This is a genomic window from Celeribacter sp., from assembly GCF_048270365.1.
In the GTDB taxonomy this organism is placed as follows: Bacteria; Pseudomonadota; Alphaproteobacteria; order Rhodobacterales; family Rhodobacteraceae; genus Celeribacter.
The window spans coordinates 82,889-106,103 of the sequence record NZ_JBLWTA010000012.1; the positions used below are offsets into that span (position 1 = coordinate 82,889).

Annotated in this window: 19 protein-coding genes; 9 read left to right on the forward strand and 10 right to left on the reverse strand. The window is 59.7% G+C overall.

Going from position 1 to position 23,215, the window contains the following annotated elements:
* Nucleotides 1-14: 14 nt before the first annotated feature.
* Genes ACN0X0_RS16270 through xdhA form a run of 7 tightly spaced genes read right to left on the reverse strand, consistent with a single transcriptional unit; the run spans nt 15 to nt 8,531 of the window.
* Nucleotides 15-941 carry an ABC transporter permease gene (locus ACN0X0_RS16270; protein WP_417280002.1) on the reverse strand — a complete coding sequence of 309 codons (927 nt, stop codon included), beginning with the start codon at nt 939-941 and terminating at the stop codon, nt 15-17.
* Entirely contained in the window at nt 941-1,255 is a 315-nt protein-coding gene (locus tag ACN0X0_RS16275) for a DUF2834 domain-containing protein (RefSeq protein WP_417280003.1), read from the reverse strand. The genes ACN0X0_RS16270 and ACN0X0_RS16275 overlap by 1 nt, the downstream gene beginning before the upstream one ends.
* Nucleotides 1,255-2,340: an ABC transporter permease gene (locus ACN0X0_RS16280; RefSeq protein ID WP_417280004.1), complete on the reverse strand. Its 1,086-nt coding sequence runs from the start codon at nt 2,338-2,340 to the stop codon at nt 1,255-1,257. The genes ACN0X0_RS16275 and ACN0X0_RS16280 overlap by 1 nt, the downstream gene beginning before the upstream one ends.
* Nucleotides 2,337-3,851, reverse strand: a complete 1,515-nt coding sequence (locus tag ACN0X0_RS16285) for an ABC transporter ATP-binding protein (RefSeq protein WP_417280005.1) — start codon at nt 3,849-3,851, stop codon at nt 2,337-2,339. Before ACN0X0_RS16285 ends, ACN0X0_RS16280 begins: the two co-directional genes overlap by 4 nt.
* Entirely contained in the window at nt 3,848-4,771 is a 924-nt protein-coding gene (gene xdhC, locus ACN0X0_RS16290; protein WP_417280006.1) for a xanthine dehydrogenase accessory protein XdhC, read from the reverse strand. The genes ACN0X0_RS16285 and xdhC overlap by 4 nt, the downstream gene beginning before the upstream one ends.
* Nucleotides 4,768-7,170, reverse strand: coding sequence for a xanthine dehydrogenase molybdopterin binding subunit (gene xdhB / locus ACN0X0_RS16295; RefSeq protein ID WP_417280007.1), 2,403 nt, complete (start codon nt 7,168-7,170; stop codon nt 4,768-4,770). The genes xdhC and xdhB overlap by 4 nt, the downstream gene beginning before the upstream one ends.
* Nucleotides 7,170-8,531 (reverse strand): xanthine dehydrogenase small subunit, encoded by a 1,362-nt coding sequence (xdhA, locus tag ACN0X0_RS16300; RefSeq protein ID WP_417280008.1) that lies wholly within the window; start codon nt 8,529-8,531, stop codon nt 7,170-7,172. The genes xdhB and xdhA overlap by 1 nt, the downstream gene beginning before the upstream one ends.
* Before the next feature lie 250 nt (nt 8,532-8,781).
* Between xdhA and dnaE the strand changes: the two genes are divergently transcribed.
* Nucleotides 8,782-12,300: a DNA polymerase III subunit alpha gene (gene dnaE, locus ACN0X0_RS16305; RefSeq protein WP_417280009.1), complete on the forward strand. Its 3,519-nt coding sequence runs from the start codon at nt 8,782-8,784 to the stop codon at nt 12,298-12,300.
* The gene (locus ACN0X0_RS16310) at nt 12,300-13,286 is read left to right on the forward strand and encodes a hypothetical protein (RefSeq protein WP_417280010.1); all 987 of its coding nucleotides are present in this window, start codon (nt 12,300-12,302) and stop codon (nt 13,284-13,286) included. Before dnaE ends, ACN0X0_RS16310 begins: the two co-directional genes overlap by 1 nt.
* Nucleotide 13,287: 1 nt before the next feature.
* On the opposite strand, the gene ACN0X0_RS16315 is transcribed toward ACN0X0_RS16310, so the two are convergent.
* Nucleotides 13,288-13,500, reverse strand: coding sequence for a SlyX family protein (locus ACN0X0_RS16315; RefSeq protein WP_417261825.1), 213 nt, complete (start codon nt 13,498-13,500; stop codon nt 13,288-13,290).
* A 137-nt stretch (nt 13,501-13,637) separates the two neighbouring features.
* Here ACN0X0_RS16315 and hisS point away from each other — a divergent pair, with 137 nt between their 5' ends.
* The 4 genes from hisS to ACN0X0_RS16335 are packed head-to-tail and all read left to right on the forward strand — an operon-like array spanning nt 13,638 to nt 17,366.
* Nucleotides 13,638-15,122 (forward strand): histidine--tRNA ligase, encoded by a 1,485-nt coding sequence (gene hisS / locus ACN0X0_RS16320; RefSeq protein ID WP_417280011.1) that lies wholly within the window; start codon nt 13,638-13,640, stop codon nt 15,120-15,122.
* A complete protein-coding gene (locus tag ACN0X0_RS16325) occupies nt 15,122-16,219 on the forward strand; it encodes an ATP phosphoribosyltransferase regulatory subunit (RefSeq protein ID WP_417280012.1) in 1,098 nt (365 codons plus the stop codon). The genes hisS and ACN0X0_RS16325 overlap by 1 nt, the downstream gene beginning before the upstream one ends.
* On the forward strand, nt 16,219-16,917 hold the full coding sequence (gene hisG / locus ACN0X0_RS16330) for an ATP phosphoribosyltransferase (RefSeq protein ID WP_417280047.1): 699 nt from the start codon (nt 16,219-16,221) through the stop codon (nt 16,915-16,917). Before ACN0X0_RS16325 ends, hisG begins: the two co-directional genes overlap by 1 nt.
* Complete coding sequence (locus ACN0X0_RS16335; RefSeq protein WP_417280013.1) at nt 16,914-17,366, forward strand: NUDIX hydrolase; 453 nt, start codon at nt 16,914-16,916, stop codon at nt 17,364-17,366. Before hisG ends, ACN0X0_RS16335 begins: the two co-directional genes overlap by 4 nt.
* 29 nt (nt 17,367-17,395) lie before the next feature.
* Here ACN0X0_RS16335 and ACN0X0_RS16340 read toward each other — a convergent pair whose 3' ends face one another.
* On the reverse strand, nt 17,396-17,815 hold the full coding sequence (locus tag ACN0X0_RS16340) for a DUF1489 family protein (protein ID WP_417280014.1): 420 nt from the start codon (nt 17,813-17,815) through the stop codon (nt 17,396-17,398).
* A gap of 164 nt (nt 17,816-17,979) precedes the next feature.
* On the opposite strand from ACN0X0_RS16340, the gene ACN0X0_RS16345 reads away from it, so the two are divergent.
* The 3 genes from ACN0X0_RS16345 (at nt 17,980) to ACN0X0_RS16355 (ending at nt 21,913) form a co-directional block, all read left to right on the forward strand.
* Nucleotides 17,980-20,244, forward strand: a complete 2,265-nt coding sequence (locus tag ACN0X0_RS16345) for an adenosylcobalamin-dependent ribonucleoside-diphosphate reductase (RefSeq protein ID WP_417280015.1) — start codon at nt 17,980-17,982, stop codon at nt 20,242-20,244.
* Between the two features lie 328 nt (nt 20,245-20,572).
* Nucleotides 20,573-21,622, forward strand: a complete 1,050-nt coding sequence (locus ACN0X0_RS16350; RefSeq protein ID WP_417280016.1) for an AAA family ATPase — start codon at nt 20,573-20,575, stop codon at nt 21,620-21,622.
* 39 nt (nt 21,623-21,661) lie between these two features.
* Nucleotides 21,662-21,913 carry a hypothetical protein gene (locus ACN0X0_RS16355; protein WP_417280017.1) on the forward strand — a complete coding sequence of 84 codons (252 nt, stop codon included), beginning with the start codon at nt 21,662-21,664 and terminating at the stop codon, nt 21,911-21,913.
* A 376-nt stretch (nt 21,914-22,289) separates the two neighbouring features.
* On the opposite strand, the gene ACN0X0_RS16360 is transcribed toward ACN0X0_RS16355, so the two are convergent.
* Nucleotides 22,290-23,018 (reverse strand): hypothetical protein, encoded by a 729-nt coding sequence (locus tag ACN0X0_RS16360; protein WP_417280018.1) that lies wholly within the window; start codon nt 23,016-23,018, stop codon nt 22,290-22,292.
* Nucleotides 23,019-23,215: the final 197 nt, after the last annotated feature.

A 23,215-nucleotide genomic window follows, 5' to 3' on the forward strand; every position in this document is an offset into this window, starting at 1 on the left:
GTAGGCTCGCGACATCACGAGCTGTGAAAAATGCGCCCGAGCATCGCCGGGGCGTTGGAGGCACCATGACGTCGGGCGGAAATGACGACAAGCACCAGAATGGTTGCGAGGAACGGCGACATGGACAAAAGCTCTACGGGGACTTTTGCGCCCGCCGCCTGAAGGTTGAGCTGCAACACGGTGATGCCGCCAAAGAGGTATGCGCCGATCAGCACACGGCCCGCACGCCAGCTTGCAAAGACCACGATGGCCAGAGCGATCCAGCCGATGCCTGCGGTGATGCCATCGGTCCATTGTGGCACGCGCACGAGGCTGATGTAAGCGCCGCCAAGCCCGGCCATGGCGCCGCCAAACCCGATAGCAGCAAAGCGCACCAGTTTCACTTTATAGCCCAAGGCATGCGCGGCAGCGTGATTTTCACCGACGGCGCGCAGGACAAGCCCCGCACGGGTAAACTTGAGAAAGGCCCAGATCGCCACAACGGAGAGAAGGCTGAGATACACAACCGCGTCATGCTGAAACAGAATTGGGCCGAGGATCGGAATGTCCTGCAATAAAGGCACATGCAAATCCGGCAGAGAGGGTGGTTTGATGCCGACGTAATTCTGCCCCAAAAGAGAGGCCAGCCCCAGTCCCATGAGCGTGAGCGCGAGACCGGCAGGCACCTGTGTGGTGAGGAAAATCTGCGTCAGAATCGCGAAGAGCATCGACAAAGCCATGCCGCCCAAAGCGGCCGCGACAAAACCCAATGTCGGAGAGCCGGTTTCGACCGCGGCAATAAAGCCGCAGACCGCGCCAAAGATCATCATGCCCTCGACGCCGAGGTTCAACACGCCGGATTTCTCCGTCACCATTTCCCCCAGAGCGGCCAAAAGGATCGGGGTCGAGGCGACCATGAGAGAGGCCAAAAGGATGACGGGATTGATGCCACCAAAGTCCATTACGCGCTCTCCTTTTCACGCAGGCCAAGATAAAGCGGCAGGGCCAATGACAGCCCCACTGTGAAGCTCGCAGGCACGACCAACCACCAGCGCGTCACCCCTTCGCGTTTCGCATCAAAGAAGGACCAGAGCCAGAACACCGCGATGGAGATCAGCACATCGACGGAGAACCCTGCGGCGGCACCATTGACGAACAGATCGGCGATAAAGGACAGGGGCGAGAGGCCTTTTTGCGCGAACCAGCCGCCGAAAAACGCCCATGGGATCACGGTGCCGAACACGGCCAGAGTAAACCAGACGCGAGAGGAGGGCATCAGGAGGCCTCCTTTTTGACGAGCATCACGCGGTAGTTCACGAGGATGTCCATGGCCAGAAGGATCATCAACAACATGCCTTGGAACACCTGAATTGCCGCCGAAGGCAGGCCCAGCATGAACTGCGCCAACTCGCCGCCGATGAAGGTAAGCGCGAGGAGCAATCCGGCCAGCAGGATGCCGATCGGGTTCAGACGCCCGAGAAAGGCGACGATGATGGCGGTAAAGCCGTAGCCTGCACCAAAGTCGATGGAGATTTGACCGGCGGGACCTGTGACTTCGAAAAGGCCAGCCAATCCTGCGAGTGCACCCGCCGCGCCGAGACAGAACACAACCAAAAGCTTGTCTTTGACACCCGCAAACCGCGCCGCGCGGGGGCTTTCGCCTGTCAGCCGGATTTGAAAGCCCAGCATATGTTTGTTGATCAACACATAGGCCGCCACGACAGAGGCAAAGGCCGCGACCACGCCCCAATGCGCGCCTGTGCCCGTGATCAGCTCCGGGTTCGACATGGCCGGGATCTGGCTCAGATTGCGCGAGCCGGGAAAGCCGTTGCCCTCCGGGTTGCGCAAAAATCCAAGCGCAGCGGAGGCCAGAATTTGCTCCGCCACATAGACCAGCATCAGGGAGACGAGGATTTCATTGGTGTTGAATTTGGTCTTCAACAGCGCCGGGATCATCGCCCAGAGAAAGCCGCCCAAGGCGCCCGCAATCACCATCAGCGGGAAAATCCACCAGGCGTCCAGCGGGTAAAGCGCCAGCCCCACGGAGGCACCAGTGAGGGCGCCGATGATGTATTGGCCTTCTGCGCCGATGTTCCAAATCCCGGCTTTGAACCCCAGCGAGAGCCCGATGGCGATCAGGATCAGCGGCGCGGCTTTGACCAGCAATTGGGGGCGCGAGTAACCTGCAAATTGTTCGTTAAAAAGCGGATCCCAAAAGATCGTGCGAATGGCCGCGACCGGGTCCTTGCCCATGGCGGCAAACAACAATCCACCAAGGAGCATGGTCAATACGACCGCCAAGATCGGCGTGGCGATGGTCCAGATTCTAGAGGGTTCGGGGCGTTTGACGAAAGTGATCACAGCTCCGCCACCTCCATATCATGTGCGCCGCCCATCATCAGGCCGATCTCGTCGACCGTGAGTCCTTTGGCAGGGCGCGGGGCGGTCAATGTGCCCTCGTTCAGAGCCGCGAAATGGTCGGAGATTTCCATCAACTCGTCCAAGTCCTGCGAGATCACCACGAGGCCCGCGCCGCGGGCAGCGAGATCGAGCAAAGCCTGCCGGATGTCGGCCGCCGCAGAGGCATCGACGCCCCAGGTTGGCTGGTTCACCACCAAAATCTTCGGGTCTTGAAGCACTTCGCGCCCGATGACGAATTTCTGCAAATTGCCGCCGGACAAAGACCGCGCTGCCGAGCCGGGGCCGGGGGTGCGTACGTCAAAGGCTTTGATAATTTCTCGGGCAAAATCTTCGGTCTTTTTCCAGTTCAGGAAATTGTTTTTGCTGAGCTTTTTGCGGATCGTTGCGGTCAGGGCCGCGTTTTCCGTTAGGCTCATGTTGGGGGCCGCTGCGTGGCCAAGGCGTTCTTCTGGGGCGGCCAAAATGCCGATCTTGCGCCGCGCGTTGGGGCCCAGATGGCTCACATCCTGACCGTCAAACATGACGGCGCCCTTGCCGGTGCGGGCCTCGCCCGACAGCACCGACAGCAATTCGTCCTGGCCGTTGCCCGCCACCCCGCCAATGCCTAGAACCTCGCCCGCCCGCAGCGTCAGAGAGACGTTCTTGAGCTTTGTGCCAAAGGGATTTGCAGGCGCGAAGTCGAGACCTTTGACCTCCAGCAACACCTCGCCCGTCTCACCGCCTTCGCGCGTCGGGACATGCAGCGTCTGCCCGACCATCATCTCCGCCATGGCACGCGCCGTGGTAACTTTGGGGTCGCAATCGCCCACCACTTTGCCGAGCCGCAGGATCGTGGCCCCGTCACAAAGTGCACGAATTTCTTCGAGTTTATGCGAGATGTAGAGGATCGAGGTGCCCTCGGATTGCAATTTGCGCAGGGTTTTGAAAAGGATCTCGACCTCTTGCGGCGTCAAAACCGAGGTCGGTTCATCCATGATCAAAAGCTTCGGATCTTGGAGCAAACAGCGGATGATCTCGACGCGTTGCCGCTCGCCAGCAGAGAGATCGCCAACAATCCGGTCGGGGTCCAAGGGCAGTCCGTAGTTTTCCGAGACCTCACGGATCGAGGCCGCGAGTTCGCGCATTTTCGGCGGGTTTTCCATACCGAGTGCGACGTTTTCAGCCACGTTCAGCGCCTCAAAGAGAGAGAAATGCTGAAACACCATGGCGACACCCGCGGCGCGCGCGGCCTGCGGGTTTTGCGGCACATAGGAGCTGCCGCGCAGTTTCATGAACCCCGCGTCGGGCTTTTCCAGCCCGTAAATCATCTTCACGAGGGTCGATTTTCCGGCCCCGTTTTCGCCCAAAAGCGCATGGACCTCGCCGGTGCCGATGGAAAAACTGACATCGTCATTGGCGCGCACGCCGGGATATTCGCGGGTCAGCCCCACGACTTTCAAAAGCTCCGTCACCCTGTCCGTTCCCCGTAAGATTCTGTGATCTCTCGCCCAGAGATTACTTGGGCCGCGACCCCAACCGCAATGGCTTGGGGGTGTTTCCCTAGGTCAGGTTGCCCAATTGGACAGCAAATGCGTGCGATTTGGGCGTCCGTGTGGCCGAGGTCACGCAGGCGGCTGCGAAAACGCGCCCATTTTGTGTGCGATCCGATCAGACCGGCGAAGGCAAACCCGTGAGTGAGGGCCCGGTGGCACAGCTCCAGATCGAGCGCATGGGAATAGGTCAGGATCAGGTGCTCGGCCTCGGGCGGCGCATAGGACATGAGCGCTTCGGGTTGTGCTGCAACCAGTTGCGTGACGCCCTCGGGGATCACATCGGGGAAGCGTTTGGCATCGGTGTCGATCCATGTGATTGCCAGATCGGGCAGCGGCGCGAGTGTTGCGACGATGGCCCGCCCGACATGCCCCGCGCCCCAGATCCAAAGCGGCCGCGTGGCACGAGTGATGGGTTCGATCATCCAGTCGCCGTGAAGCTGTGGTTTGAGAACGCCCTGTGCACGCGCTTTTGCGAGGGCCTTTTTCAGGGAAAATGGCATGTCGCCGGGGCCGCGTGCGAAAACATCCTCCGGGACGGCCAGCAGATTTTCGAACACTTCCGTCAAAAGCGTCACCGCCCCGCCGCAGCATTGCCCCATCGCGGGGCCAAGTGGCAGGCGTTGCAGACGTGGGGCGCAAAACGCGTGTTTTGCCGCCTCATATTCCAAAGTGCCGCCGCCAATGGTCCCAGACTGACCGAAACCCTGCGGCGTTTGCCACACCAACATGGAGGCGCCGACGTCGCGTGGGGTCGATCCCTGCGCCTCTGCCACGACCACGCGGGCGACGCGGTGGTGTTTGGCAAGTGCCGTGCTCAGAGCGTCACGATCAAAGCTCACGCTTTTGCCCTCGCGATGGCTTTGAGGCATTCCTCGGGCGTCGCGGGGGCATTGAGGGCCGGGTAATTCGGGCCGCAAGCGGCGCAGGCGTCCGAGAGCGCGAGGAAGGCGGAAATCCCCAACATGAACGGCGGCTCGCCCACCGCCTTGGAACGATAGATCGTCTCTTCGCGGTTGCGACCGTCCCACAGATCGACGTTGAACACATCGGGCGCGTCGGAGCAGGCGGGGATTTTATAGGTCGAGGGCGCGTGGGTCTTGAGCACGCCTTTGTTGTCCCAAACCAACTCCTCGGTGGTCAGCCAACCGGCGCCCTGCACATAGCCGCCTTCGATCTGGCCCTTGTCGATTGCGGGGTTCAGCGAGGCGCCTGCGTCATGCAGAATATCCGCGCGCAGGATGCGGTTTTCCCCGGTCAGCGTGTCGAGCGCGACTTCGGTGATCGCGATGCCGTGGGCGAAGTAGAAGAACGGGCGACCTTGGCCTTTGATCCGGTCCCATTCGATCTTTGGCGTCTTGTAAAACCCGGTCGCGGACAGCGACACGCGGTTCATATAGGCAAGGCTGATGAGTTCGTCGAACTCCATCTCATGGACGCCGAAATGTACCTTGCCCTTGGCCCATGTGACATCGCTTTCCCCGAACCGGTCGAGGATAAAGACTTCAAGCCGGGTGCGGATGCGGTCGCAGGCGTTTTTCACAGCCATGCCGTTCAGATCGGTGCCCGAAGAGGCGGCGGTGGCGGAGGTGTTGGGGACTTTGGCGGTGTCGGTCGCGGTGATCTTGACCTTGTCCAAAGAGACGCCGAATTCCGTGGCGGCGACTTGCGCGACCTTTTGGAACAGGCCTTGTCCCATTTCCGTGCCGCCGTGGTTCAGATGGATCGAGCCGTCGTTGTAGATATGGACCAGCGCGCCCGCCTGATTGAGGTGGGTGAGCGTGAAGGAGATGCCGAATTTGACCGGAGAAACACCCAATCCCTTTTTGATGATCGGGTTCTCAGCGTTCCATTTTTGAATGGCCGATTTGCGTGCGGCATAGTCGGAGGTCTTCAAAAGTTCCTCTGTCATGCCGTGAAGGATGAAGTCCTCCACCTCTTGCCCATAGGGCGTCAGCTTGCCACGCGGCGTGACTTGCCCGCCCGCATGTTGGGGATGGTCATCGAGATGTTCGACACTGCCTTCGGAGGTCGGTTCGCCCTCAAGCGACAGCACATGATCCTCCGGTACACCATCGCCCGCCGTGGGCGTGACCATCTCGTCGTAATAGTTGAGCCTGCGCACCTCGATAGGATCTTTGCCCAGCGTATGCGCGATGTGATCGACCACGCGTTCGATGCCCAAGACACCCTGCGGCCCGCCAAAGCCGCGATAGGCGGTGTTGGACTGGGTGTTCATCTTAAGGCGATGACTCTCGATCCGCGCGTTCGGCAGGAAATAGGCGTTGTCGGCGTGGAGCATCGCCCGGTCGGCCACCGGCAGCGTCAGGTCCATCGACCAGCCGCCACGGGTGATTTGCAGGAAATCAATGCCGAGGATGCGGCCCTCGTCGTCAAAGCCGCAGGTATAGGAGATGCGGAAATCGTGGCGCTTGCCGGTGATCACCATATCGTCGTCGCGGTCGTAACGCATTTTGCAGGGCTTGCCGGTGTCACGCGCCGCGATGGCACAGGCGATGGCCAACCAGTTGCCTTGGGACTCCTTGCCGCCAAAGCCGCCGCCCATGCGCCGGGTTTCGACACGCACGGCGTGCATCGGCACATGAAGCGCATGCGCCACCTTGTGCTGAATTTCAGAGGGGTGTTGGGTTGAAGAATGCACCAACATATCGCCGCCCTCTTGCGGCACGGCGGCGGCGGCCTGACCTTCGAGGTAGAAATGTTCCTGTCCGCCGATCTCGATGGTGCCTTCGATCTTACGTGGCGCCTCGGCGATGGCTGCCGCGGCGTCGCCACATCCATAGATGCGGGGACCGTCTTCGAACCGGCTACCCGCCTCCATAGCACTGTCGTAATCCAAGAGCGCGGGGAGGTCCTTATAGTCTATTTGGCCCAGTTTGGCGGCCTTGCGCGCGGCCTGATGCGAGGTGGCGACGACGAGGAAAATCGGCTGGCCGATGAATTGCACTTCACCGGAGGTCAAAAGCGGCTCATCTCCCAGAGAGGGCGAACAATCCGGCACGTGATCGCCGAAATCCTCGGCGGTGTAGACACGCACCACGCCGGGGGCGGCGCGCACGGCGGAGAGGTCCATCGCGGTGATCTCACCATGCGCCACGGTCGAGAGGCCAAAGGCCAGATGCAGCGCACCGGCGGGCAGGGGGATGTCGTCGATATAGCGGGCCTGACCCGTCACATGGAGTTTGGCCGCGTCATGCGGAAGAGGAGAGCCAACAGACATTATGCGCCCTCCTTCACATCAAGAACCGAGGTGGTGAGGCCTTGGCTTTCGGCAAAATAGCGTTTGAGCATGTTTTGCGCGGCGGTGAGGCGGTAGGCGGCGGAGGCGCGCATGTCGCTCATCGGCGTGTAATCCGTGGCAAATGCGGGTAGGGCGGCCTCAATGGTTTCCATACTCCACGGCTGGCCGATCAGCGCGGCCTCAACCGTTTTCGCCCGTGCAGGCGTTCCGGCCATGCCGCCAAAGGCGATGCGCGCCACATTGATTTTGCAGTCCCTGACCGTGATGTTGAAGGCCCCGCAGACGGCGGAAATATCCTGATCGAAACGTTTCGAGAGCTTGTAGACCTTGAGGTCCGTAAGACCGCTTTTGGGCACCGTGATGCTCTCGACGAACTCGGATTGCGCACGGTCCTGTTTGCCGTAGGCGATGAAGAAATCCTCAAGCGCGATGGTCCGCCGGTCCTCACCCTTGCGCAGCGTCAGAGTGGCGTCTGCTGCAATCAGCGGTGGCGGGCTGTCGCCAATCGGAGAGCCGTTGGCGATGTTGCCGCCAAGCGTCGCGGCGGCGCGCACCTGGGTGGAGGCAAAGCGGCGGTACATCTCGGAAAGCGAAGGCGAATAGGGTTTGAACAGCGCGATCAGATCGGCAATCGGGGTCATCGCGCGGATTTCAAACGCCTCATCTGTTTCGGTGATGCCCCTGAGATCCTCGACCCCGTTCAGGAAAATCACCTCACCCAGATCGCGCATCTGTTTGGTGACCCAAAGCCCCACATCCGTGGCCCCCGCGATCAGCGTCGCGTCAGGGCGCAGCGCGTAGATCGCCGCCAATTCGTCTGCGCTCTCAGGACGTTCGACAATGGCGGGCGCGGGGAAGGGGATGTGCTCCAACTCTTCGGGAATGGGCGCGGTCTCGGCCTTTTTCGCGGCGCGCAGGATGGGCGCATAGCCAGTGCAGCGACAGAGATTGCCGGCCAGAATATCCTCGTGATCGGTCTCGCCGCGCGCATGTGCCGTGGCCAGCGACATGACGATGCCGGGCGTGCAAAAACCGCATTGGCTGCCGTGCTCTTCGATCATCGCGCTTTGCACCGGGTGCAGCGTGTCGCCTTTCGACAGACCCTCGACCGTGGTGACCGATTTGCCGTGAAGCTGCGGCAAAAACAGGATGCAGGCATTCAAGGGTTTCTTGCCGCTTTCGTCCTCCACCATCACGGTGCAGGCGCCGCAATCGCCCTCGTTACACCCTTCTTTCGTGCCGGTGAGGCCGCGGGTGTCGCGCAGATAATCGAGAAGGGTCCGGGTCGGTGCGTCGCTTGCCGTGACAAGGTCGCCGTTTAGCCGAAAAGTGATCTCCATACGTCAGACCAGCCGCTTTCTTGTTCAAAACACGCGCCCGATGCGGCGGAAAGCGCGGGTGATTTCCGGTTAAGAAAACCGCTCTGAGGCGCATTTTGCAAGGGATTCTCGCGCCACTTCGCACAAGCTTTGTACTTTTGATCAAAATTCATGCGGGCAAGCGAAGGGCTGCCCATGTCGAAACGAGCTGTGGAAAAGACACGTTTTGCTCTTGGCGAGCCTCAATGCCATGCGTTAGCTTGGGCCGGAAATGAGCACTCCGACCTTCATCCACCTCCGTGTCCACACCGAATATTCGCTGCTTGAGGGCGCGATGCGTCTCAAGAAATTGAGTGGCATGGTGACGGATATGAACATGCCCGCCGTCGCCGTCACGGACACCAATAACCTGTTCTGTGCGCTGGAATTTTCCGAATATGCCAAGGGCGCCGGCGTGCAGCCGATCATCGGCTGTCAGGTCGATGTCGCCTATCACGAGGCCGCCCCCGGCGAGCGCCAGAAATCGCCCGCACCCGTGGTGCTCTTGGCGCAAAACGAGACGGGCTATGAGCATCTGATGAAGCTCAACTCTTGTCTCTATGTGGACAAACACGAGGGCATTCCGCAGGTCACCATCGAGGAATTGGAACGCTATTCCGGTGGGCTGATCTGTCTGACGGGCGGTTCGGACGGGCCGGTGGGGCGGATGATCCGCGAGAACCACGAGCCACAGGCGCGCGCCCTGTTGGAACGTCTGAAAGCGATCTATCCGAACCGGCTTTACGTCGAATTACAACGCCACCCGGGCGAAGACGGCGGCCCCACGGAGGCCGAGCGCCTGACCGAGCGGCCCTTTGTCGAATGGGCCTACGATTTGGGTCTGCCATTGGTCGCGACGAATGACGTCTATTTCCCGAAAAGCGATATGTATGAGGCGCATGATGCGCTGATCTGTATCGCCGAGGGCGCCTACGTCGATCAGGCCGAGCCGCGTAGGCGTTTGACCACGCAGCATTATTTCAAATCTCCCGCCGAGATGGCGGCTCTGTTCGCGGACCTGCCTGAAGCTCTTGAGAACACCGTCGAAATCGCGAAACGCTGTGCGTTCAAAGCCTATAAACGCGACCCGATCCTGCCGAAATTTGCCGATGACGAGGTCGAGGAACTGCGCAAACAGGCTTGGGAAGGTCTGGACAAGCGCCTCGCCGTGATCGAGGCGGCGGTGCCGCGCGAAGAGTACGAAGAGCGGCTCAAATTCGAGCTGGGCATCATCGAACAGATGGGGTTCCCGGGCTATTTCCTGATCGTGGCCGACTTTATCAAGTGGTCCAAGGACAACAACATCCCCGTCGGGCCGGGTCGGGGGTCGGGGGCTGGTTCCCTCGTGGCTTACGTGCTGACGATCACCGACTTGGACCCGCTGCGTTATTCTTTGCTGTTCGAACGGTTTTTGAACCCGGAACGTGTGTCGATGCCCGACTTCGATATCGACTTTTGCATGGACCGGCGCGAGGAAACCATCCGTTACGTGCAGGAGAAATACGGCCGCGACAAGGTGGGGCAGATCATCACCTTCGGTGCGCTTCTCTCCAAGGCCGCTGTACGTGACATCGGGCGGGTGCTCCAGATGCCTTACGGGCAGGTGGATCGTCTGTCGAAATTGATCCCGGTCGAGGGCGTCAAGCCCGTGTCGATCAAACAGGCGCTCGAAGATGAGCCGAAACTGCGCGAAGAGGCCCGTAACGAAGAGGTCGTGGACCGGCTGTTGACCTATGGCCAACAGGTCGAGGGGCTTTTGCGCAACGCCTCCACCCACGCCGCCGGTGTGGTGATCGCGGACCGTCCGACCGACGAGCTGGTGCCTTTGTATCAAGACCCGCGCTCCGACATGCCCGCCACCCAGTTCAACATGAAATGGGTCGAGCAGGCCGGTCTGGTGAAATTCGACTTTTTGGGTCTGAAAACGCTGACGGTCATTCAATCCGCGATGGATTTGATCTTCAAATCCGGACGGCCTCTGCATGTCGCCGCCGATGGGACGGAACTCTATGAGCCGCCAGAGGGCGGGGAGAACCAGATCAACCTTATCCCGCTCGATGATGCGGCGACCTACAGGCTCTATTCGGACGCGAAAACCGTCGCGGTGTTCCAGGTCGAGAGCTCGGGCATGATGCAGGCGCTCAGGCAGATGAAGCCGACCTGTATCGAGGACATCGTGGCGCTTGTGGCGCTTTATCGTCCGGGGCCGATGGAAAATATCCCGACCTATTGCGACGTGAAACACGGGCGCAAGGAATTGGAATCCGTCCATCCGACCATCGACCACATCCTCGCCGAAACGCAGGGCATCATCGTGTATCAGGAACAGGTGATGCAGATCGCGCAGGTCATGGCGGGCTATTCGCTTGGCGGTGCTGACCTTTTGCGCCGCGCGATGGGGAAAAAGATCAAAGAGGCGATGGACGCCGAACGCCCGAAATTCGAAGAGGGCGCGGCGAAGAACGGTGTCCCGAAAAAGAAGGCCTCCGAGGTTTTCGACCTTCTGGAGAAATTCGCCAACTACGGCTTTAACAAATCCCACGCGGCGGCCTATGCTGTGGTGTCCTATCAAACCGGCTGGCTCAAGGCGAACCACCCGGTAGAGTTCATGGCGGGTGTCATGAACTGCGATATTCACCTCACGGATAAGCTGGCGATCTATGCCGAAGAGGTGAAACGCGGGCTTGAGATCGAGATCGTGCCGCCCTGTGTGAACCGCTCGCTGGCGTCGTTCGATGTGGTGGATCAGAAACTGGTCTATGCGCTGGGCGCGCTGAAAAACGTCGGCTCCGAGGCGATGCAATTGATCGTGCGCGCCCGCGAAGAAGGCGGCAAGCCTTTTGTGACGCTCTATGATTTCGCCCGGCGTGTGGATTTGAAAAAGGTCGGCAAACGTCCGCTGGAAATGTTGGCCCGTGCGGGGGCCTTCGACCTGCTCGACAGCAACCGCCGTCGGGTCTTCGACAGTCTTGAGCAGCTGGTGCAATATTCCGCCGCGATCCATGAGCAAAAGGCCTCGAACCAAGTGTCGCTTTTTGGCGATGCGGGTGAGGACCTGCCCGAACCGCGGCTGTCGCCCGTGGGCGATTGGGTGGCGTCCGAGCGGTTGATGGAAGAGCACAAAGCCATCGGGTTTTACCTCTCCGGCCACCCGCTCGACGACTATGCAAGTGCCTTGAAACGCAAGAAAATCGGCACAATTGCCGAGGTTCAGGCCAAGGCCGAAGCCGAAGGCGGCGCGATCATGAAAGTGGGCGTCTTGGTGTCCGGGTTCCGACCGATGAAATCCGGCAAGGGCACGCGCTATTTCCGCATGAACATTTCGGACAGCACCGGGCAACTGGCGGGCATCGCGATGTTCCCGAAAAAGGGCGAATACGAGCCGTCCTACGAGATTTTCGAGAAACACGACAAGCTGGTGATGACGCTCGAAGGCCGGTTCAACGACGGCCAGTTCGACCCGATGATCCGCTCGGTCGCGCCGATGGACACGATTGTCGCCGATGCGGGGGGCGCGGGGCTCAAGATTTACTGCGAGGACACCAGCGCGGTCATTCAGGTCGGCGAATTGCTGACCCGCGTGACGCAAGAGGCAAAGCAACCGCCGAAAGGCGCGATCTCGTTCTGCATCATGGCGCCGGATTACCCCAATGAGGTCGACATCGACGTGCCGCAACCCTTTGTCATCACCCCAGAGGTGAAGGGCGCGATCAAATCCTTCAACGGCGTGATCATGGTCGAGGACATGTGATGCGCGCGCTTTTGTTGGTGACTTGTGCAATTGGGCTGTCCGCCTGTCAGATGAAAACGCCCGCGTTTCTCGCGCCGCCGGTCGAGGCCGAGGTGCCTGTCGATGCGATGATCGAAGGCGAGACGCTTGAGCCGTCTGACATGCTCGCCTCAGAGGAAGAGGTCGAGGCCTTGGAGGGCGCGTTGGAAGGCGGCGAGCGCGCGGATGTGGACCTCGTCGAGGCCCCATTGGACCCACAAACGGGTGAAGTGGTTGCGGAGTCTGACCAAATCCTCGCTGAAACCACCGAGGTGCGCCGTGCGGGGCTTGGCGGCATGTTTGCTTTCCTGAAACCCAAACACGATGCCGCGCCTCTCGAAGAGGTGGCTTTGCCGGTCGAGGACGGCTTTGATGCGCGTCCCGAGACCCATGGCGTGGCGCCCGAGAGCGTGGCTCCAACCCCGCCCAAACCCCACAAGCCTTTGTTCGGTTTCCTGAAATCCGCGACCGCAGAGAACCCGGTCTCGACCGTTGAGCCCGGCGAGGTTTTGGCCTTTGGCGAAGTCGGTCTCAATTGCGACATCAGACCCCGCGCCATGGGCGAAAAGGTCGATCAATTCCCGCGTGAGGGCCGCCCCATCTGGCAGCTCTACGACAGCGATCCCTCAAGCACCGAGCCGCGCAGCCAGTACATCACGGGCTTTGCCGACGGCTGCGCCCGTCAGGTGACGGCGGCTTTGACGATGTTCGGCGCGGCGGGGCTGCATGAGGTTTTGCGCTATTCGGATCATTCCGAACGTGACTGGTCGCAGGCCGACAAGACCTATGAACGGATCAAACGCCAAAGCTGTGGTGTCGGGCGTGGCGAATATTGCCCGGCAGACAGTCTCGACGCGCTGGAACGTCAGGTCGCTTTCGTCTCCGTCTACCCTTATTTCGGGGCAGAGGAGGACTGGCTGGAGCTGTTGCTCCATGACGGTCAGGTGATGAGCGAGGAAATGCGCTAAATCAGTAGTGTGGCGGGCGTTGATCGGCCAGAGGCACAGTGCCATCGCTCTCCGACTGGCGCAGGGCTTCGGCCTCCATCAACATCCCAAGACGCCGCTCGGCTTTCTCCAGAATGCCTTCCTGCTGCGCCACAATGTCGGACAGTTCCTCGACGGTCTTGGTGAGATAGGCGATCTGTTCTTCCAAAGCGGTGATGCGGGTCTCGTCTGACATGGCGGGTCCTCTCTCGCGATGTGGGCATGTTTCTAAGCCTATGTCATACGGATTTCACGCCGTCCACCGGCGTCGCGCCTTGCCCCTGAGCCGCCCGTGCGATATGCCGCCCGCGACAGTGAGCAAAAGGACCGGCCATGGCCAAGCCCAAGAAAACCCCGCGCCCCAAGGCAGTGACGCCGAAGGGCTTTCGTGATTACTTCGGCACCGAGGTGAGCGAGCGCAAACAGATGCTCGATCAGATCGCTGAAGTCTATCACCATTATGGGTTCGAGGCGCTTGAGACCTCTGCGGTGGAAACCGTCGAGGCGCTGGGCAAATTCCTGCCCGACGTAGATCGCCCGAACGAGGGTGTCTTTGCTTGGCAAGAGGACGATTCCGATTGGGTCGCTCTGCGCTATGACATGACCGCGCCTCTGGCCCGTGTGGCCGCGCAATATCGTCAGGACCTGCCGTCGCCCTACCGCCGCTTTGCGATGGGGCCGGTCTGGCGCAACGAAAAGCCGGGCCCCGGCCGGTTCCGCCAGTTCTACCAATGTGACGCCGACACCGTGGGTGCGCCCTCGGTGGCTGCCGATGCGGAAATCTGTGCGATGCTGTCGGATTGCCTTGAGAAAGTTGGCATTCCGCGTGGCGATTACATCGTGCGGGTGAACAACCGCAAGGTCTTGGATGGCGTGCTGGAAAGCGCGGGTCTGCCGGACACCGAAGAGTTCGCCGCCACGCGTGGGATTGTCCTTCGGACCATCGACAAGCATGACAAATTTGGTGATGCGGGCGTCATGGCTTTGCTCACCGAGGGGCGCAAGGACGAAAGCGGTGATTTCACCAAAGGCGCAGGTCTTGCGAAAGAGCAAGTCGACCTGATCCTCGGCTTTGTCAACGGTCGCCAAGACAGCAATGCCACCACTCTGGATCGTCTGGCCGAACTCGTCGGCGAGGCCAAAACCGGCCAAGACGGCGTTGCTGAACTGCGCGAGATCGCAACCCTGCTCGAAAGCCAAGGCTACGGTCCCGACCGGATCGTCATCGACCCTGCTGTGGTGCGCGGCCTCGGCTATTACACCGGGCCGGTCTATGAGGCCGAGCTGACCTTTGAGGTCACCGACGAGAAAGGCCGCGTGCGCGAGTTCGGGTCCGTCGCGGGCGGCGGGCGCTATGACGATTTGGTCAAACGCTTCACCGGGCAGGCCGTGCCTGCGACGGGCGCCTCTATCGGGGTCGACCGTCTCTTGGCCGCGCTCCGTGCGACAGGCCGCATCGGCTCCAAAGCCCAAGGCCCTGTCGTTGTGACCGTGATGGATCGCGACCGCATGAATGAGTATATGACGATGGTTTCCGAGTTGCGTCAGGCCGGCATCCGCGCAGAAGTTTATCTCGGCAATCCGAAGAACTTCGGCAACCAGCTCAAATATGCCGACAAACGGATGAGCCCCGTGGCGATCATCCAAGGCGGCGACGAGGCCGAGCGCGGCGTGGTGCAGATCAAGGACCTGATCCTTGGCACCAAACTGGCCGAGAGCGCCTCCGTCGAAGAGTGGAAAGACCGCCCGAACCAATACGAAGTACCGCGCACGGACATGGTCGCGAAAGTGCGCGAGATCATCGAGAGCTATTCCTGATGCCCCGCCCCGAGATCACCAAAGCCGCCATCAAGGCCGAGGCCGCGCGCCTCAAAGCCTTCTTCGAGGCGGAGGGCGCGCTGCCCGTCGAGATGGACATTCTCCTGCCTGCCGAGGTGCTTTTGGACCTCTACGGCGAGGACATCCGCGCCCGCGCCTATATGACCCAAGACCCCGAGCGCGGCGAAATGATGCTGCGCCCGGACTTCACCGTGCCCGTGGTGCAAGAGCATATGTCGAACGGCGCCGAACCCGCGCGCTACACCTACGCGGGCGAAGTGTTTCGTAAGCAAGAAGACATGCCCACGCGCGCCAATGAATATGTTCAGGTCGGCTATGAGGTCTTCGACGGCTCCGATCCGGCGGCGGCCGATGCAGAGGTTTTCGCGCATTTTGCCAATGTGTTGTCCGACAGTGGCCTGCACGCCGCGACCGGCGATATCGGCATTCTGAAAGCCGCTGTTGCAGGGCTGAAAACCACCGAACGCCGTCGGGCCGCTTTGCTGCGCCACATCTGGCGTCCGCGCCGGTTCCGCGCGCTGATGACGCGGTTTTCCGAATCCGGCACCACGCTCCGCCTGCAAAACCTTGAGCGCGTGCGTGCCAATCTGGCTCAACCGGAGGCGCCCTTTATCGGTCTGCGCACCCAGACGGAGATCGACATGCGGATCGAGGCGCTCGAAGAAGACGCGAGCGAGCCGCCGATCTCCGCAGGCGAGATCGAGCTTTTGGACGACATCCTGTCGCTCAAGGAAACCCTGCCGCATGTGCTGTCACAGCTGCGCGATATCACCGTGGACCTGCCTGCGATTTCCGAGGCCGTGAGCCTTTTGAGCCGCAGGACCGAGGCTTTGGCGAAGCGTGGCGTCGATGTGGATAATCTCGATTTCGAAGCCTCTTACGGCCGCACCTCGATGGAATATTACGACGGCTTTGTCTTCGGCTTTTACGCCGAGGGCCGTCCGGACCTGCCCCCCGTGGCGACCGGCGGGCGCTATGATGCGCTCACGGCGGTCTTGGGGCAGGGGCGGTCGATCCCGGCCGTGGGCGGGGTGATCCGTCCGAATGTGCTTCTGAGCCTGAAAGGAGGCGCATGATGGTGGTCAAACTGGGCGTGCCCTCCAAGGGCCGGTTGATGGAAAAGACATTTGAGTGGTTTTCCGAGCGCGGCGTGACCCTGTCGCGGGCCGGGAGCGAGCGGGAGTATTCCGGTGCGGTCGAGGGCATTGAGGGCGTTGAGCTTGTCTTGCTGTCGGCCTCTGAAATCCCGCGCGAATTGGCCGCCGGACGCATCCATATGGGCGTCACCGGCTCCGATCTGGTGCGCGACAAACTCGCGAGCTGGGACAGCAAGGTGATCGAAATGGCGCCGATGGGCTTTGGTCATGCGGACCTGATCATCGCCGTGCCGAAGGCCTGGGTCGATGTCGACACGTTGGACGATCTCGACGCCGCCGCCGCCGCGTTCCGCGCGCGCCACGGCTTCCGCCTGCGCATCGCGACGAAATATCACCACTTGATCCGCGAGTTCCTGAAACAGAACGGCGTGGCGGATTATCAGCTCGTCGACAGCCAGGGCGCGACCGAAGGCACGGTGAAAAACCTCACCGCCGAGGCCATCGCCGACATCACTTCAACGGGCGAGACCCTGCGTGCCAACCACCTTAAAATCCTGAGCGGCGACCCGGTGCATTGTTCGCAAGCCACCCTGTTCAAATCCCGCATGGCGCATTGGACGGATGACACCCGCGCGACGCTGGTGACGCTTAAGGATATGTTGGGTCTGGGGGATTGACCATCTGGCGGCCCGCGCAAAGCATTCGTGTCAAAGCGCTTGGTCTTGCCTGGCGTGAAGGGCGACTGTTGGCGGCTGAGGTGTATGACGATTCCGGTCGCCTCAAAGGGGTGCGGCCTTTGGGTGGCTCTGTGGAATTTGGCGAAACCGCTGAGGCGGCGATTGTGCGCGAGTTTCAGGAAGAACTGGGCGTCGAGATCACGGTGAACGCGGCCCCTCAGGTGATGGAAAACTTTTACACCCACGAAGGCATGATCGGCCACGAAGTGCTGTTCCTCTATGACGTCAGCCTTCCGAATGGCGCCTATGACGGTCAGAATGAGATTCACTTTGCCGAGGACAATGGCGCCGAATGTGTGGCGCGGTGGTATGCGCTCGAGCAGCTTGATACGGAAACCGGCCCCGCGCTTTTCCCGACAGGTTTAAAGGCGCGCTTGATCGGGGCGTGAGGGACTGTTTCCTTTGTTGCCGGAAATACTCAAACAATCCCGATCTCGGCCAAGGTCTGTGCCAATTCCGCAGGCAGCTCAGGTTCGCTTTTACGGCCCTGCGGCAGATCGGCGGGGGCGTCTTCGGGTTTGAGGTAGCGCCAGCCCTGAAACGGGCGGCGTTGGGCGTTTTGGGTGCGGATCAGCGGTTTCGCCAGTTCGATCCGACAGCGGCGCACGCCGTCGTGGCCGATCACCTCATGCAGCCCGAAAATGGTCTGACGCGCCTGAATCACGCCTTTGATCACCCAATAGAGCGAGCCGCCGTTCAGCAGTTTCTCTTCCTGCTTCGGCCACATGCGAGTCACATGCCCGCGGCTCGCGCCCGGGGTGGCTTCGATATAGGCGTTGAGCTCTTCGAACGTGTCGATGCCCACGCAGAGTTTGACGAGATTTATATGGTCAGCCATCAGCGAGATTATGTGGTCAGCGATCAGATCGCCCTAAGTGTGGTATAGATCATAGGTCGGAAGATTGATTCGACAAGCCATGCTCTCAGCGCGGTTGCGCCTTTGCCCTCATGGGATTAAACCCTGCGCCTCTCTATGACTCATCAAGACCGGAAAAGACTGCCATGACCCGCTTTGCCGCCCCCATCGCCGAACAGATTTGGGATATGAAATACCGCCTGAAAGAGGCCGATGGCACGGCAATGGATCTGTCTGTCGAGGACAGTTGGCGGCGCGTGGCGCGGTCTTTGGCCTCGGTGGAAAAAGACAGTGCGGCGTGGGAAGAGAAATTCTACCACGCGTTGGAGGATTTCAAATTCCTGCCGGCGGGGCGGATTTTGGCGGGGGCTGGCACGGGCCGCGCGGTGACGCTGTTCAACTGTTTCGTGATGGGTACGATCCCGGACAGCATGGCGGGCATTTTCGACATGCTCAAAGAGGCCGCGCTCACCATGCAGCAAGGCGGCGGCATCGGGTATGATTTCTCCACCATTCGCCCGAAAGGTGCGGACGTGATGGGCGTGGCTGCGGATGCCTCCGGGCCTTTGTCCTTCATGGATGTTTGGGACGCGATGTGCCGGACGATCATGTCGGCGGGCTCGCGGCGCGGTGCGATGATGGCGACCATGCGTTGCGATCACCCGGACATCGAGCGTTTCATCGAGGCGAAACAGGACGCAGCACGTCTGCGGATGTTCAACCTCTCGGTGCTGGTGACTGACGACTTCATGGAAGCGGTGAAGGCCGACGGTCCTTGGGAATTGAAGTTCGGCGGCAAGGTCTATCACACCGTCGAGGCGCGTGATCTTTGGAACAAGATCATGAAGGGCACCTATGACTATGCTGAGCCCGGGGTGATTTTCATCGACCGGATCAACAAGATGAACAACCTGTCCTATGTCGAAACCATCGCGGCGACCAACCCCTGTGGTGAGCAGCCTCTGCCGCCCTATGGCGCTTGCCTCTTGGGCTCGATCAACCTTGCGCGTCTGGTCAAATCGCCCTTTGAGACGGGCGCTGAGATGGACGAGGCGGCGCTCTCCGATCTGGTCGCGACCGCCGTGCGGATGATGGACAATGTGGTCGATGCCTCGCGGTTTCCGTTGGAGCAGCAGGCGCAGGAAGCCCAGGCGAAACGCCGCATCGGGCTTGGCGTCACCGGTTTGGCCGACGCGCTCCTTATGATCGGTCAGCGCTACGGGTCTGAGGAGGCCGCCGCGACCTGTGAGAAATGGCTCAAGATGATCGCACGCGCCTCTTATTTGGCCTCTGCCGAGTTGGCGAAGGAAAAGGGCGCTTTCCCGCTGTTCGAGGCCGAGAAATATCTGGCCTCTGGGTCACTTGAGCATATGGATCAGGACGTCAAAGACGCCATTCGTCAAAATGGCATTCGAAATGCGCTTTTGACCTCCATCGCGCCGACCGGCACGATTTCCCTCTACGCGGGCAATGTGTCCTCGGGGATCGAGCCGGTGTTCGCCTATGCCTACACCCGCAAGGTGCTGCAAAAAGACGGCTCGCGCACCGAAGAAGAGGTGGTCGATTACGCGGTCAAACTCTTCCGCGACAAATTCGGCGACGCCGAGCTGCCCGAGTATTTCGTCAACGCGCAGACGCTTGCGCCGCTGGATCACGTTCGCATGCAGGCGGCGGCGCAGAAATGGGTCGACAGCTCGATCTCCAAGACGATCAACTGCCCGGAAGACATCGCCTTTGAGGACTTCAAAGAGGTCTATATGGAGGCCTGGGACAGCGGCTGCAAAGGTTGCACGACCTATCGCCCGAACGATGTGACAGGGTCTGTTCTGTCCGTTTCCGAGACCTCCGAGAAAGCGCCGGAGCAGGAGATCGGCGCCGAAGTCGTCTATCTGTCGGAGCCGCTGGATCGTCCGCAACAGCTTGAGGGCAACACCTATAAGGTCAAATGGCCCGACAGCGAGCACGCACTCTACATCACCATCAACGACATCGTTGTCGGCGGGCATCGTCGTCCCTTTGAGATTTTCATCAACTCGAAAAACATGGAGCATTTCGCCTGGACCGTGGCGCTGACCCGGATGATTTCGGCGGTGTTCCGGCGCGGTGGCGATGTGTCTTTCGTGGTCGAGGAACTCAAAGCCGTGTTCGATCCGCGTGGCGGCGCGTGGATGAAGGGCAAATACATCCCCTCCATTCTGGCGGCCATCGGCGGCGTGATCGAAACCCATCTGATCGAAACCGGCTTTATCGCAGGCGAAGGCATGGGCCTTAAAACCGATCCAAAAGCCGAAGTCGTAGCGGTGGGCGAACGCCCGCGCGGCAAGGCCTGTCCGTCCTGCGGCCAATACGACATGCGCATGGTCGAAGGCTGCATGACCTGCGCGTCCTGCGGTCATTCGAAATGCGGGTGAGGGTCTAAAATCGGCGTGTGTGTGAGACCCGGCATAAAATGGCCATTTTCCAAGAAATTTGACCATTCCGACACAGATCAAATGACCATCGGCAACCTAGGTTGCCGATGTTTTCTTTTTATTTCAATGGCTTAATTCCGTTTTGGCCGTTTGCTCCTACTGACTTTGGTGTGGGCCAGCGGCGTGCCTTGGTGCCGTTGACCTGGGAAGCGCTATGTTCTCATAACGTTCTCGTGGATCCGGATCCTCTGACTGAAACCCTGGCAGCCCCGGGCTGTCGAATACTGGTCGCCAATCGAATGGCGCGCCGGCTCAGAGAGGACACCCAATGCCACGAATCCAGTTTATCGATGTGACCTTCCCACCCAGCAATTTGCCATCCTCTTTCGATATCGAGAGTCGTCTGAAGCGGCACCTTCATCAGTTACGCCTGAAGAAAGGCGCAGCGCGGGAAGACTTCATGATCGAAGATTCGGACAGAATAAAGATCAGGCAGCGGGCTGAAGCCTATTTGAATGCCATTGCTCGCGCGTCCGGCATGGGGCATCTGGATAAGGGAGATCGGAAGCGGCTGGAGGTGTTCAGAAAGGGCGCCGAGTTGAAGGCGGTGGAAACAGAACACCGCGCTGATGAGATCGCGAGCGCCCTCCACACCGAAATGCCCTGGATGGCGGAAGCGACCGAGCGCGTTTGGAAGGACATGCGCGCGTCGGTGCGCAATGGCGATCCGGCACCTCGGCTGAGGCCGTTGCTTCTGGTCGGGCCGCCGGGGATCGGAAAAAGCTTTTGGGCGCGGTTGCTCGGTGACAAGTTACTTGTGCCTACGACGGTCATTGAGGCCACAGGTGAACCTGCAGCGTTCTCCGTCACTGGCAGTCAGAGAGGCTGGGGATCCGCAGGTCCAGGGAAGCCGCTGGAGGGCATCATGGCCAGTGGCATCGCGAACCCGGTCGTGGTGGTCGACGAGATCGAGAAAGCCGGTATCGTGGAGTCGAATAGGGGACAGAGATTTTCTCTGAGCGAGGGCATGCTACCCTTCCTTGAACGTTTCACTGCCGCGAAATGGTCGTGTCCCTATTATCGGGTGTCCTTCGACATGTCTTGGATCGCGTGGGTGATGACTGCAAACTCCCTGAATGGTCTGCCCGCCCCGTTTCTAAGCCGCTGTCCTCCCATACATCTGTCGGCCCTGTCCGCAGAGGATCTGAAAGGGTTTGCGACGAGAGAGGGCGCACGCCGTGGCTTGCCAGACGATGCAATTTCTGCGGTACACGAGGTGGTCGCGGCGATTGACAAGCCACAGCTCGTCAGCCTGCGTTCGGTAGTGCGCGTGCTGGATGCCGTAGACCAAGCGATACATCGCCCGGTGCTCCATTGATCTCAACGGCGGCCTTCCTGATGGTGAAGGGATAGAGAAATGACAGACGACAACAAGCCACGATACTTCAACTTTGCGGAACGGCAACGGCAGAAAGCGCGGGCACGTCAACGCGACGAGGAGCGGCTGGAGCGAGGGGAGATTTCCCCCACCGAGTTGCAGCGTGAGAACATGCCGTTTCGAAAACTCAGGCGCGACCGGGTGGCGATCTATAGAAACAAGAAGACCGGCGAGTTTGTATGGATGTCCTTTGAGCGGAAACGGGGGGGCGAAGACGGCCGTGAGGATTGACGTTGCACTGGAGGGCCTTGCCGCCAGTTGGCGTGTGAAGGGTCATCGTTCTCTTGGTGTGAGAGGGCGCTGTTGCACGCGAGGATTCTCGTGTGCGGCAGTGCCTTGGATAGAGGATTGAGAGAGTATGGTTTTCTGCCGGGCCCCTGATCGTTCAGAGAGTTTCGACTGTCCACCTATCCTGTCGGTACGACGCGACCGGCCCATACCGGACTTTCATTCGGATTGCAGCGGAAGGCGGTAAAGAGCCCTAACCTGCCTTTGAATGCTGCCGACCAATGCTCCCGTCACTGCCAGCATAGAACGAAATGCAAAAAAGGTACAAGTTGGCGACTGACTGGTTGGAGCAGTGAATTCCACGCTAATTTCTCTTCTATCAGAAAAAGGAGATAAGAAGATCAAGCCAATTTATAATCTCGTCGATCAAAAATTTGCTCCCGACTCTTTTCCCTAACTCTTTCAGATATTTAAGAGCGAGGTTCGCCAAGTTGTCCAAAGCCATTTTGTCTGGCGCAGATTGAGTCAATATCGCATCGATTGCTCCAAGATAGCCACCAATGTCTCTCTTTTGCTCTAGGGTAAGCTCATTGTCGTGTTCGACCATTGTTTTGAGATGAGTGAGATGTGTCACATAAGGGATACAAAAGTCTAAAATCCCCAGCTTGTACTCAAACGATGGCCCCCCCATAAAGACACTTGGAGGGCGCACAATGCCATCAATTGGGGCCTCCCCATCACGGAGTGCTGCAAGCGGCTTGCGCGTCTTATAGGTCTGCCCTTCTCCATCGTAAGCGACTACGTCAACTTGAAAATAATCACCTTTAAGACCGTAGGTCTGCCAAAGTTCTTCGAAAGAACGAGCAACAATTTTGAATCCTGCCCTAGCACATGTCTCCTTGAAGAGTTCCTGTAGGTCTCCATCCTGTTCTGGAAACTTTCCGACCCGTAAATATAGTAAATAGGAACCATTGCTTAGTCTGGTCTTCGGTGTATTTGAAATGTGCAAATTATAAGGAAACAATTCTGGATGCGTTTCCTTCAATTCATTCATATTGTTTATTTCAAATTCGAAAGCAGTTTCAACAAAGTAGTCAATATAGTCCATTTCAGCGGTCCTTCCCGGTGTCGCTTTATAACAAATATGGGCATCATTTTGCCTGCCGAAATGCAAGTTAATTATCTCGGTACAGCCCTCTTGCCGGGTTCATTGAAACCGTAAACGAGCTAGACTGCCAGAGTAGCGATAGTTTTGTCTTGCAACTTTAACTGCCCGGAAGTCGAGGCGGTCCAGTGTCTATGTTG